This is a genomic window from Paraburkholderia piptadeniae (genome assembly GCF_900007165.1).
In the GTDB taxonomy this organism is placed as follows: Bacteria; Pseudomonadota; Gammaproteobacteria; order Burkholderiales; family Burkholderiaceae; genus Paraburkholderia; species Paraburkholderia piptadeniae.
The window spans coordinates 86,852-98,739 of sequence record NZ_CYGY02000035.1; the positions used below are offsets into that span (position 1 = coordinate 86,852).

9 protein-coding genes are annotated in these 11,888 nt (G+C 65.4%); 3 read left to right on the forward strand and 6 right to left on the reverse strand.

The features are described from left to right. Positions 1–65: 65 nt before the first annotated feature. Positions 66–2,630 carry an AsmA family protein gene (locus tag BN2476_RS19340; RefSeq protein WP_087735770.1) on the reverse strand — a complete coding sequence of 855 codons (2,565 nt, stop codon included), beginning with the start codon at positions 2,628–2,630 and terminating at the stop codon, positions 66–68. Positions 2,631–2,734: 104 nt separating this feature from the next. Here BN2476_RS19340 and BN2476_RS19345 point away from each other — a divergent pair, with 104 nt between their 5' ends. Together BN2476_RS19345 and BN2476_RS19350 are read left to right on the forward strand one after the other, a co-directional pair. Continuing rightward, on the forward strand, positions 2,735–3,496 hold the full coding sequence (locus BN2476_RS19345) for an ABC transporter ATP-binding protein (RefSeq protein ID WP_087735961.1): 762 nt from the start codon (positions 2,735–2,737) through the stop codon (positions 3,494–3,496). Next, positions 3,493–4,299: an ABC transporter permease gene (locus tag BN2476_RS19350; RefSeq protein WP_087735771.1), complete on the forward strand. Its 807-nt coding sequence runs from the start codon at positions 3,493–3,495 to the stop codon at positions 4,297–4,299. Before BN2476_RS19345 ends, BN2476_RS19350 begins: the two co-directional genes overlap by 4 nt. A gap of 146 nt (positions 4,300–4,445) precedes the next feature. Here the strand turns inward: BN2476_RS19350 and BN2476_RS19355 are convergent, their stop codons facing one another. Then, positions 4,446–5,012 (reverse strand): DUF6013 family protein, encoded by a 567-nt coding sequence (locus BN2476_RS19355; protein WP_087735772.1) that lies wholly within the window; start codon positions 5,010–5,012, stop codon positions 4,446–4,448. A 351-nt stretch (positions 5,013–5,363) separates the two neighbouring features. Further along, positions 5,364–6,380 carry a zinc-binding alcohol dehydrogenase family protein gene (locus BN2476_RS19360; RefSeq protein ID WP_087735962.1) on the reverse strand — a complete coding sequence of 339 codons (1,017 nt, stop codon included), beginning with the start codon at positions 6,378–6,380 and terminating at the stop codon, positions 5,364–5,366. A 152-nt stretch (positions 6,381–6,532) separates the two neighbouring features. On the opposite strand from BN2476_RS19360, the gene BN2476_RS19365 reads away from it, so the two are divergent. After that, positions 6,533–7,492, forward strand: coding sequence for a LysR family transcriptional regulator (locus BN2476_RS19365; RefSeq protein WP_087735773.1), 960 nt, complete (start codon positions 6,533–6,535; stop codon positions 7,490–7,492). Positions 7,493–7,550: 58 nt separating this feature from the next. On the opposite strand, the gene BN2476_RS19370 is transcribed toward BN2476_RS19365, so the two are convergent. The 3 genes from BN2476_RS19370 to ku form a co-directional block, all read right to left on the reverse strand. Further along, complete coding sequence (locus BN2476_RS19370; protein WP_087735774.1) at positions 7,551–7,889, reverse strand: hypothetical protein; 339 nt, start codon at positions 7,887–7,889, stop codon at positions 7,551–7,553. A gap of 102 nt (positions 7,890–7,991) precedes the next feature. Beyond that, positions 7,992–10,829 carry a DNA ligase D gene (ligD, locus tag BN2476_RS19375; protein ID WP_087735775.1) on the reverse strand — a complete coding sequence of 946 codons (2,838 nt, stop codon included), beginning with the start codon at positions 10,827–10,829 and terminating at the stop codon, positions 7,992–7,994. Positions 10,830–10,883: 54 nt separating this feature from the next. Continuing rightward, positions 10,884–11,882: a non-homologous end joining protein Ku gene (gene ku / locus BN2476_RS19380; RefSeq protein WP_087735776.1), complete on the reverse strand. Its 999-nt coding sequence runs from the start codon at positions 11,880–11,882 to the stop codon at positions 10,884–10,886. Positions 11,883–11,888 lie beyond the last annotated feature (6 nt).

The window sequence follows — 11,888 nt, forward strand, 5'->3', positions numbered from 1 at the left end:
TGGCTTTCGCTGCGTCGAACATGCGGGTCGTTTTTCACCGCGACGTCCCACGCTGAATCGGGCGTTCAACTTCCCTTGTAGTCGGCCGCATGCGCGGGCCCCGGCAGCGACGCGCCGCTAGCGGGCACAGCGGGCTTCTTCGACGGCGCGGACGACTTCTTCGATGCAGATGTCGCGGGCGCGGATGGCTCGACGGCCGATGCACCCGGCGTGCCCGGCGGCAATACAGAGCCCTTCGCCTTTTCGCGCTGTCCCGGCGGCGGCGCGGTCGGAGGCTGCGCCTGCATCGCCGTCAGCAGTTGCTGACACGGCAGCGGCTTGTTGTTGCTCGGCGCGATCAGCGGAATCAGCGCGGCAAACGGATTGATCAGGCCGAGGCCGACCATTGCGCCGCCGCGCAATGCGAGCGCAGCCGCGTTCACGCCCACGCTCGGGTCCTTGAACGTCCCCTTCACGTACAACGGCGAGCGCAGCGTGAACACGCGAAAGCCCTTCGTGTGCGGATGCACGCCGAGGTCCATCGACTCGTCCTTCATGTCCACCGTGCCGTCGATATTGATCACCGCGTCCTGCGTATCGAGCGCGAACACGCGCGAATCGAGCACGCCGTTCGTCACGACGAAATCGCCGGCTGCGCAATTGATCTTCACATCGCGCGTGCCGAACAGCTTTTCGTAGACCACGTTCGCAACGTTGAGCCCCGCTGCTTCCATCAGCAGGCGGCTGATCGTGCCGTCCGTGACGAGCAGCTTCACTTCGCCGTTCGACGTGCCCGCGAGCGCCGCCGGCGAATTGCCCGTCGCCGACAGTGCGGCGTCGCCGTTGATTTCGCCGAGCGCGCTCTGCATCGACTTCACGGTCGGCAGCAGCTGCTTGAGCTTCAGGTGGCGCGCTTCCGTCGAGAAGCGGCCCTTGAGCGGCGTCGCGCTGCCGTCGAGATGAATGTTCGACGCAAGCGAGCCGCCCGCCACGCCGAACTTCAGCGGCTCGAGCGACAGCACGCCGTCCGTCATCACGACGTGCGTGTCGAGATCGGTGATGGGCAGCGCCGGGTCCTTGACGATGCGGCGGCCCGTGAACCTGACGTCGGCATCGATGGCCTTCCAGCGGTCGGTCTTGAACTCCTCGGTCGGCAGCGCCTTGTTCGAAGGCTGGCGTGCCGTCTCGCCGCGCTTCTTCTTGCTCGCGTTGGTGTCCGCGCCGATGGCGGGCGCGAGATCCTTGAACTGCAACAGGTTCGATACGAGCGTGCCCTGGAGCAGCGGCCGCGTCTCGCGCTGCGTATAGACGACCGTGCCGTTCACATCGCTGCCGCCGACCCGGCCTGTAAAATTTTCATACCTGAACACGCTGGCGCCCCGCTTGAAGTTACCGATCAGATGCCCTTCCGTCGCATACGGCGGCGTCTGGGGCAGCGTGATGCCCGTCAGCTGATACAGCTGGTCGGCGCTCGTGCCTTGCAGCCATAGACGCAGATCGACAGCGGCGAGATGCGCGGGATCGGTGACGGTGCCGACCATTGCGATGCGCAAATCGCCGGCCTTCACATCGGCCTGCACCGGGAACGGGCGCGACGCGTCCTGCAATGCGAGCACGCCGCCGAACTTGCCGCTGCCCGACACGGGCGAGCGGTTATACGTGCCCTTTACAGTCCAGCCGATCCCATATTGCGGCGCGCTCGGGTGTTGCGCGACGGCCGTCCCCGTTGCGCTGGCGGGCGCGCTGCCCGATGCGGCGACGGCCGTTGACCCACCCGCGCTGGCGCCCGCGCTCGCGAGACTCGATGCGCCCACGCCCGCCGGCGCGGCAGACGCCGAAGCACCCGGTGCAGCGGATGCGCCCGACGCGCCCGATGCCCCTGGCAGAGCAGGCGCGCCAGGCGTGGCCGATGCAGCGGACGCAGCCGCCGCCTCGGAAGCGGCCTCCTGCTGCACCTGCGCATTCAGCCGTTTTGCGCCCTGCTTGCCGACCACGTCGGCGGACGCGTTGCGCGACGTCTGTTCCTGCTGCTTCAGCGCTTCGCCGATCGGAATCGGCTGGCCGAGCGTATCGACGACGGCCTGCATGTCGATCTTCTTCTGCTGGTCGCTGAACGCGATATTGCCTTTGTTCAACTGGATGTCGTGCAGATCGAGCTTCCATTCCGACGGACCCGCCGACGACTTCAGCTTGAAGGTCCAGTTGTTGCGTCCATCGAGAAGCCGTTCGAGATCGACGGATGGATTCACGAGATTGATCGCCGGGATCACGATGTCATGCGTGAGCAGCGGCAGCACCTTCACCTGGAAGTCGATTTCGTCGAGCGTCGCGAAGTGCTGTTGCTTCGTCCAGTCGGGATTGGCGACCGTGATGTTCTGCGCGGAAAAACGCGGCCAGGGCACCCACGCGCGCCAGCCGGTTTCGCCGACGGGATGCCGCCACCCGACCTTCAGATCGCCCTCGATCGCAAACGGCCGGCCGATGGCTTCGCTCACCTTGTCGTTGACGTACGGACGCGCGCGATTCCAGTCGAATGTGAGGATGAACACCGCGAGTGCGGCGATCAGAACGATCAGCACGGCGATGAGCCACGCGACGATCTTGCCTATCGTTTTGCCGACGGATAATCCAGTCGGGTGCAGCACAGCCATGAGGGCTCCGTAGGGAATACGACCATCGATAATCAACGCAGCACAAGGTGTGCCCGCCCCATGCGCCCGCTATGATGATGCGCTGCGACAGATTCCATTTGACCATGCCTCACGACACCCACACCTCGGACACACCGCTCGTCCACGCGAAAGACATCGTGCGGCGCGATGCGGCGCGCGGCGAGACGCTGCTGCATGCGACGAGCGTCGCCATCGATGCCGGTGCGCGCATCTCGATCACGGGCCCATCGGGCTCCGGCAAGAGCGTGTTCATGCGCGCGCTCGCGCTGCTCGATCCGCTCGACGGCGGCGAGGTGCTGTGGCAAGGCAAGCGCATCGCGCGCGCGGCGATTCCGCGCTACCGGCGGCACATCGCGTATATGCGTCAGCGGCCCGCGCTGCTCGACGGCACTGTCGAAGACAATCTGCGCTACCCGTACACGCTGCACGCGTATCGCGACGTGCGCTTCGATCGCGAGCAGGCCGCGAAGCTCGCGTCGCAAGCCGGGCGCGCGAACGATTTTCTCGACCGCCGCGCAAGCGAGCTGTCGGGCGGCGAAGCGCAGATCGCCGCGCTGATCCGTGTGTTGCAGCTCGCGCCCGACGTGCTGCTGCTCGACGAGCCGACGGCATCGCTCGATCCCGAATCCGCACGTGCGATCGAAGCGCTGCTGCGCGCATGGTTCGATGCCGCGCCGGATGCGCGCGCGTGGCTGTGGGTATCGCACGATCTCGCGCAGGCCGCGCGCGTGAGCACCCGCCACCTGACGATGCGCGAAGGCGTGCTCGGCGAAGCGCAATCGGGCACTCAGGCAGCCACACGCGCGAACGCGTCCGCCGACACCACAACCAGGATCAAGCGATGACCTTGCAAAACCTCAGTCTGTGGGATGTCGGGCTCGCGGCACTTTTGATCGTCGTGAACGGCGCGGTGTCGGTGGCGCTGAAGCTCGATCTCGAACGCAAGCTCGCGTGGGCAGCCGTGCGCACCGTCGTCCAGCTGCTCGCGATCGGCTATGTGCTCGCATGGGTGTTCGCATACGGGCGCTGGTACGTCGTGCTGCCGCTGATGATCGTGATGACGCTGATCGCGGGCTTCGCGGGCGCGGGACGCGGCTCGCGCACCTACGCGGGACAGCGCGCAGACAGCATCATGTCGATCTGGGCAAGCGCGTGGCTCGTCGCGGCAATCGCTCTTTTCGCGGTGATCCGCATTCGCCCGTGGTACGAGCCGCAATACGCAATACCGATTCTCGGGATGATTCTCGGCAACACGCTGACGGGCGTGTCGCTCGGCATCGAACGGATGACGGAGGAACTGACGGCGCGCAGAGACCGCGTCGACATGGCGCTCGCGCTCGGCGCGACGCGCTGGGAGGCGGCGCAGGGACCGGCACGCCAGGCCGTGCGCGCGGGCATGATCCCGACGCTCAACCAGATGGCCGTGGTCGGCGTCGTGAGCCTGCCGGGGATGATGACAGGCCAGGTGCTCGCCGGACAATCGCCGTTGCAGGCCGTGCGCTATCAAATCGTGATCATGTTCCTGATCGCGGCATCGTCGGCGCTCGGCACGGTGGGCGCCGTGCTGCTCACTTACCGGCGGCTCTTTTCGCACGAGCACCGGTTTCTCGCGTCGCGGCTCGTCGAGCGCGCATCGGGGCGAAGCTAGACGTCAGCCGGGCGCGCGCGTGGTCGTGCGCGCAGCCCGTCACGAGCGACGATCGTCGATACATGCACGCCGCATGCAATCATTCAACGCATGCGACTCATGTGGCATGCGGGCGCGACGATGGTGCCGCTGGAGCCACTGCTCCGCTAGCGCTTCGCCGTGATCGACACCTGCGAGCCGTCGCTCAGCGTCAGCGTCTTCGTGCTGCCGTTGGTCGGCATCGTGAAGCGCAGCACCTGGCTCACGCTCGTGTAGTTCGGACACTTGAGCGACTTGCCGTTGTTCGTCACCGTCTTCGTGCCTTTCGGCGTCTGCGCCTGGAAGTTCATCTGCACGGTCGCGGTGCCGTCCTTCGCGACGACGGGCGCGAAACGGATCTGCGTCTGGCGGATCATCGCGCCGTTCGTATCGACGGGCAATGACGACATGTTGGGGCAATCGCCATCGGCCGCGACGGGGCCGCCCGGCGGCACCGTCTTCCACGTGAAGTCGTCGGATTCCCCGGAGCGGATCGTGCGCGTTTCCTGCGAGTTGCCGAACTGCTTCGACGTCACCTTGACGGTATAGCGGATGGGACCGTCCGTGGGCGCCTGCGACGTCACGGTGATCGGCGTCGCCGCGCGCGCGGGCGCCGGCGTCGCGGCGAGCACGAAAGCGGCGCATGCGAGAGAAGTCACAACAGAAACGGCGGGAAGTTTGACGCTGATGCCCATACTGTCACCTCGTTGTTGTGCTGCTGGCGCGGCCATGCGTTGCGGAGGCGCCGAAGGCGCGCAGCAGGTTTGCATGATGCAGAAGCAGTCTAACGCCAAGCGGACGGGCGCGGGCTTCGCGGGAATCGGGTATTACCCCGCTTGCGCAACCGCGCGTTTGTGCGTGCGCGATCCGTCCGTGATCTTGTCCATTTGACCGTCGCCGCGTGCACGAATTCGATGCGGCATCGGGATGAAGGATGAATGGCGCGGCGTGTCCAGTGCATGTCCAGAGCATGAAGGGCGCATGACGGTTCATGCGCCCTTCACTTGCAGCAGCGGCAACGTGATAACAGCGTCAAACGCGCGGCATCAGAACCCGCTCAGCACCAGCTTGCCGATAGCGCGCCCTTGCTCGAGCAGCTTGTGTGCGCGGCGCAGATTCTCCGCGTTGATCGTTCCGAGGTTTTCGCCGACCGTCGTGCGCAGCGTGCCCGCGTCGATCAGGCGCGCGACTTCCGTCAGCAGCTTGTGCTGCTCGATCATGTCCGGCGTGCCGAACATCGAGCGCGTGAACATGAACTCCCAGTGAAACGCGGCGCTCTTCGCCTTCAGCAGCTCGATGGGAACCGGCTTCGCGTTCTCGACGATCGTCGCAATGCCGCCCTGCGGCTTGATGACGGCGGCGGCCGCTGGAAAGTGGCGGTCGGTGTCGTTGAACATCAGCACGTAATCGACCTGTTCGAAGCCGAGCTGCTTCAGCTGCGCGGGCATGTCGCCGAAGTGATCGACAATGTGATCCGCGCCGAGCCCGCTCGCCCATTTCGCCGACTCGGGGCGCGACGCCGTCGCGATCACGGTGAGCTTCGCCAGCTGCTTCGCGAGCTGAATGCCGATCGAGCCGACGCCGCCCGCGCCGCCGATGATCAGCACCGACTTGCCCACGTCCGCGCCCTGCGGCGACACGCCGAGGCGATCGAACAGTGCTTCCCACGCGGTGATCGCCGTGAGTGGCAGCGCGGCCGCCTGTGTGAAATCCAGCGACGCCGGCTTGCGGCCGACGATGCGCTCGTCGACGAGATGGAACTCGCTGTTCGCGCCCGGCCGCGTGATGCTGCCCGCGTAGAACACGGGGTCGCCGGCCTTGAACAGCGTCACATCAGGGCCGACGGCCTCGACGATCCCCGCCGCGTCCCAGCCGAGCACGCGCGGCGTCTTCTCGACGGTGTCCTTCGGCGCGCGCACCTTGTAGTCGACCGGGTTCACGGAAATCGCCTCGACCTTCACGAGGATATCGTGGCTCGTCGGCTGCGGCTTGTCGATTTCGATATCGACGAGCGACTCGGGATTGTCGATGGGCAGGTAACGGGTGAGACCTACGGCTTTCATGACGGCTCCTTGATTCGTGTGAAGTCTTTGACGGGATTCGAGCTTCGGCGGCACGCGCGGCGCCGTTCGCATTGACTGAATCGTAGAAAATTCTTTACCCTCTGAAAACCAGCATAATGACTGAAACATTTTCTGGATTTTCCAAATAATCGATGAAACCCGACGCCGCCGCGTTCCCTATTGCGTCTTCCGCCGACGAGCGAGACCGGCTCGATCTGCTGGACGTCGCGCTCTTCGTGCGCGCCGCGCTGCTCGCGAACGTGTCGGCGGCGGGACGCGAGTTCGGGCTGTCGCCCGCCGTCGCGAGCGCGCGCATCGCCAGTCTCGAGCGGCTGCTGGGCGCCCGCCTGCTGCACCGGACGACGCGCCGCGTCAGCCTCACGCAGGACGGCGAAGTCTTCATGGCGCGCGCCGAGGCGCTGCTCGACGCGGCGTCGGCCGCGCGCGCATCGGTGGGCCGTGGGCAGGCGGAGCCGCAGGGACGGTTGCGCGTGTCGATGCCGTCGTCGTTCGGGCGGCAGCACGTTTCGCCCGTGATCGCGCAGTTCTTGCGCCGCTATCCCGGCGTGAGCGTCGACTTGCGGCTCACGGACACCGTCGTCGATCTCGTCGATGCCGGCGTCGACGTCGGCATCCGTCTTGGTGCGCTGAAGGATTCGTCGCTGGTCGCGCGGCGCCTCGCGGTGAACCGGCGCGTGATCTGCTGCGCGCCGTCGTACCTTGCCGAACGCGGTACGCCGCACCATCCGGCCGATCTCGCGCAGCACGAATGTGTGATCCTCTCCGATCAGCGCGACTGGTCGTTCGTCACGCCGACGGGCCCGCTGAACGTGCGCGTCGGCGGCCGGCTCGCGACCGACAACGGCGAGGTGATCCGCGATGCGCTGCTGGCGGGCTTCGGCATCGCGCTGAAATCGACGTGGGACGTCGCGCCGTATCTGCGCAGCGGCGCGCTGGTGACGGTGCTCGACACGTATCCGCTGGCGGAGACGGTCGCGATCTGGGCGGTGTATCCGTCGCGCGCGTTCGTGCCGCCGAAGACAATCGCGTTCATCGATTTTCTCGCCGCGCATTTCGGCGACCCGCCGTACTGGGACGCCGATCCTCTATGAAGCGACGCGGCACGCGCTTTCAGGTGACGGCACGGCAGGCGCATCGCATGCCGTTCGGTCAACGGCGTTTGCCTTGAGTCGTGGACGTGTCCTGCTTGCCTCGCGTTGCGGAATTCCTGTTCACGTTCGCATCGTTCTGCGTACGCGCCTGATAGTCGCTGCCGCCCCGCAGGTCGGTGTCTTCGAGCCCGTGTTCGAGATCGCGATGCGCCTGCTTGCCGACGCCGCGCGGCTCGTGCTCTTCCTGCGATCCGGCGCTCTGATCGTTTTCATGCGGCAATGGTGCGGCCTTGTCCTCGAAAGGACGATCCGGCGAGCTCGAATTGTCGTTGCCTTCCGGACGCTGCGTCTGCCGTTGATGATCGTCGCCTGTCGCGTGCTGCTGCGATGTCTTCATGATCCTCTCCCACGTTCAGGTGCGGTGCTTCTTTCATGCATGAGCACATTGCGCGCCTCGCTGTCGAGTGGCCTCCCATGAAGTCGTTCGAAGACGCAGCGCTCATTCATGCTCCGCCGTATCGAGCCTGCCCCGCATCTGCGCGGTGATGCGCTGCTTCGTCTTTGCGTAGGCGGCCCACGGATCGCTCTTCAACGCATCGAGCCGTTCATGCACGTTCGCGATGCTCCACTGATCGCCTGCCGTCGTATCGGGCACCTCGTCCCAAGCAAGCGGCACCGAAACGCCCAGCCCCGGACGCGCGCGCAACGAATACGCGCACACAGTGCTCGATCCGCGGTTGTTGCGCAGATAGTCGACGAAGATCTTGCCCTTGCGGTTCTGCGCGCCCATCTTCGCGGCGAAGTGCTTCGGCAGCGCGTTCGCCATGTGCTGCGCGACGGCTTGCGAGAACGCCTTCACGTCGTCCCAGCCGAGCTGCTTCGCGATCGGCACGACGACATGCAGGCCCTTGCCGCCGCTCGTCTTGCAGAACGATGCGAGGCCGAGTTCTTTGAGCAGCTCGCGCGTGAGCTGCGCCGCCTCGATCATCCGCTTCCAGCCGAGCGCCGGGTCCGGGTCGAGATCGAACACCATGCGGTCGGGCTTTTCGATGTTCGCGGCGACCGCATTCCACGTATGCAGCTCGATCGTGCCCATCTGCGCCGCGCCGACGAGCGCCGCGTCGCTCTCGACCGTCAGCAGCGGCGGATGATCCGGGTCCAGCCCGGGATGCTGCGTGATGTTTGGAATCGACAGCTTCTGGCTGTGCTTCTGAAAGAACAGCTCGCCGCCGATATCGTCGGGCGCGCGCACGAGCGCGACGGGCCGGTCCTTCAGATGCGGCAGCATCCACGACGCAACGGACTCGTAGTATTCGACGAGTTCGATCTTGCGTACGCCGGTGCTCTTGTCGATCACGCGATCGGGGTGCGAGATGCGCACGCCCGCCACGGTTGTCGTTGAGCCCGAACGCTTCGTAGTCGTTGCGCTTGCCGCCTGCGCGTCCGGCTTCTTCGCCGTCGATGCTTTTGCCGTCGATCTCTTTGCGATCGACGTCTTCGCGTTGTCCGCGTCCGGCTCTTCGTTCATCTGGTCCACGTCGGCTCCCTTGTGCGGCGTTTCGTGAACGATCTGCTTCGCGGGCTTGTCGCTGCGCAAGCTGACGAACGACGCCTGCCGCACGACGCCGTCACTTGTCCATTCCGCGAAATTGCATTCGGCGACGAGTTCGGGCTTCACCCAATGCACAGGCGTGCGGCTGCGTTCGCGCGGCTCGCTCGCGAACGGCATCTTCGCCGTTTCGCGCGCATCGAGTTGTTGCTTCATCGAGCGCAGCAAGGCCGCATTGAAGCCCGTGCCGACGCGCCCCGCGTATTGCAGTTTGCCCTTCGTGTCGTACACGCCGAGCAGCAGCGCGCCGAACGCTTCGCGGCTGCCCGCGGGCTCCGTATAGCCGCCGATCACGAACTCCTGGCGCCGCCGGCACTTGAGCTTGATCCACGATGGCGCGCGGCCCGACGCGTAGTGACTGTCGCGCCTCTTGCCGATAATCCCTTCGAGGTTCATCGCGCATGCGCTCTCCAGCAGTTCGCCGGCGTCATGGCCGAAGTCGTCGGAGAAACGCAGCGTGTCGTCGTCGACGGTTTCCATCAGCGCGCGCAGAATCGCGCGCCGCTGCACGAGCGGCACGCCCCGCAGATCGTAGCCGTTCAGATACGGCAGATCGAACAGATAGAGCGTGATGTCCTGCGGCCGGTTCGCATCGAAGGCGTTTTGCAGCAGCTGGAAGCTCGGCACGCCGTCGCTGTCGAGCACCACGGCTTCCCCATCGAGCCACGCGCAGTCGAGCCCGATGCGCTCGAACGCCTGCGCCTGCTTGCGAAACTTCGCGGTCCAGTCGTTGCCCGCGCGCGTGAAGACTTTGACGGGCTCTTTCGCCTGATGATCGATACGGGCGAGCACCCGATAGCCGTCGAACTTGATTTCGTAGAGCCAGTCGCCGCCGGCGGGCGCGGTATCGACGAGCGTCGCGAGTTGCGGCTTGAGCGTCGCGGACATCTTCGCCTCGACGGCGCCTTCGATCGACGGATGAACGGCCAGCTCGCGCAACGACTCGGGACTGCGCGTCGCGACGATGTCGGGATGCCCGTCGGGCGAGCCTTTGGCTCTGCGCGATGCGGTTGCCTTTGTTGGCCTGATCGATACGTTTGCGCGTTGTGCGTTGGTCTTCCACTTCCCCGCGCCGTCCCCGCCGCCGCGCGCGCCCGGCGCGTCGGATATCACGCTGCCCTGCATCGCTTCGAGCACGTCGAATTCGGCTTCGCTGCGCGCTTCGTCGTCGCGTTCCTTGATGAGCAGCCACTGCTCCTTGTCGCCGCTGCCTTGCATGTGGCTGCGCACGAGCGTCCAGCCGCCGCGCAGCTTCTCGCCGTCCAGATGAAACTTGAGCTTGCCCGCCGCATACGCTTCGCGCGCGCCCGCTTCGCCGCCGACGGGCTCCCATGTGCCGCGATCCCAGACGATCACCGAGCCCGCGCCGTAGTTGCCCTCGGGAATGTCGCCTTCGAACGATCCGTACTCCAACGGATGATCCTCGACGTGCACAGCGAGACGCTTCACCGACGGATCGAGACTCGGCCCTTTCGGCACGGCCCACGACTTCAGCGTGCCGTCGAGTTCGAGACGGAAGTCGTAATGCAGACGACGCGCGTCATGCTCCTGGATCACGAACGACAGCGCGTGCTTTGAGGCCGCTGTTGCTGGCGTATTCGTGGCGCGCTTCGTCTTCGGCGTGCTCTTCGCGCTTTTTGCGCTTGTGGCGCGCGCAGCGATCCCCGACGGTTCAGGTGTCCTGTCGAAACGGCGCTTGCGATGATAGGTCTCGAGTTTGTCCGTCATGGTGACTGTTTGCGCTTTACATTGTTTGCGTTGCGTTCGCCCCGCATTGACGGATCACGCCGCGCGACGCTTGCGCGCCGTGGATGACGTGCTCTTGCGCGCGGCCGTGCCCGTCGCGCGGCGCGCCGATTTCTTCGCGGGCGCACGCGATTTCGTGGACGCCTGTTCGGCTTCTTCCGACTCTTCGTCCCGGTCCGCCGCTTCCGCCCGTTCGGCATCCTCTGTATTGCGCGCGGCGCGTGCCGCCGGTTTGCCCTTGCCGCGTCCAAGGCTGCGCTTCAACAAATCCGAAAAGTCGAGAATATCCGCCGATGGGCGCGATTCGCGCGGCGTCTCGAAGTCCATGACTTCCTCGATCTTGCCCGCGCGCACCTTCTTGTCGACGAGCGCGAGAATGTCGTCGCGAAACGTGTCCTTGTACCCGGACGGGTTCCATGTATCGCTCATATCGTCGATCAGCTTTTTCGCCATGTCGAGTTCGCGCGCCGTGACGCCCGACTTCTTCGCGCTTTCGTCGGGCAATTTGAATTCGTCGAGGGAACGCACTTCTTCGGCCCAGCGCAGCGTATTGAGCGCGAGCACGGGCCCGGCGGGAATCAGCGCGGCGAGATGCTGCCTGTTGTGCAACACGACGCTCGCCACGCCGACCTTGCCCGACTCTTTCATCGCGTCGCGCAGCAGTGCGTAGACCTTTTCGCCCTTGCGGTCGGGCGCGAGGTAATACGGCGTGTCGAGATAGAGAAACGAGATATCGGGCGCCTCGACGAACGCGAGTATGTCGACCGTCTGCGTCGATTCGGGGTTCGCCGCGCGAATCTCCTCGTCAGTCAGCACGACGTATCGGTCCTTCTTGTACTCGTAGCCGCGCACGATGTTGTCTCGCGTCACTTCCTTCCCCGTGCGCTTGTTGATCTGCCGATAGCCGATGGGATCGATCGTGCGCTTGTCGAGCAGATTGAAGCCGACCTTCCCGGACCTCGTGGCGGGATAAAGTTGCACGGGCACATGCACGAGGCCGAAGCTGATCGCGCCTTTCCAGATCATATGAGGCATAGCGCG

What these genes read in the sequence shown, in the direction of transcription:
- BN2476_RS19340 (WP_087735770.1), bottom strand. Translation starts at nt 2,630, where the DNA reads ATGGCTGTGCTGCACCCGACTGGATTATCCGTCGGCAAAACGATAGGC.
- BN2476_RS19345 (WP_087735961.1), top strand. Translation starts at nt 2,735, where the DNA reads ATGCCTCACGACACCCACACCTCGGACACACCGCTCGTCCACGCGAAA.
- BN2476_RS19350 (WP_087735771.1), top strand. Translation starts at nt 3,493, where the DNA reads ATGACCTTGCAAAACCTCAGTCTGTGGGATGTCGGGCTCGCGGCACTT.
- BN2476_RS19355 (WP_087735772.1), bottom strand. Translation starts at nt 5,012, where the DNA reads ATGGGCATCAGCGTCAAACTTCCCGCCGTTTCTGTTGTGACTTCTCTC.
- BN2476_RS19360 (WP_087735962.1), bottom strand. Translation starts at nt 6,380, where the DNA reads ATGAAAGCCGTAGGTCTCACCCGTTACCTGCCCATCGACAATCCCGAG.
- BN2476_RS19365 (WP_087735773.1), top strand. Translation starts at nt 6,533, where the DNA reads ATGAAACCCGACGCCGCCGCGTTCCCTATTGCGTCTTCCGCCGACGAG.
- BN2476_RS19370 (WP_087735774.1), bottom strand. Translation starts at nt 7,889, where the DNA reads ATGAAGACATCGCAGCAGCACGCGACAGGCGACGATCATCAACGGCAG.
- ligD (WP_087735775.1), bottom strand. Translation starts at nt 10,829, where the DNA reads ATGACGGACAAACTCGAGACCTATCATCGCAAGCGCCGTTTCGACAGG.
- ku (WP_087735776.1), bottom strand. Translation starts at nt 11,882, where the DNA reads ATGCCTCATATGATCTGGAAAGGCGCGATCAGCTTCGGCCTCGTGCAT.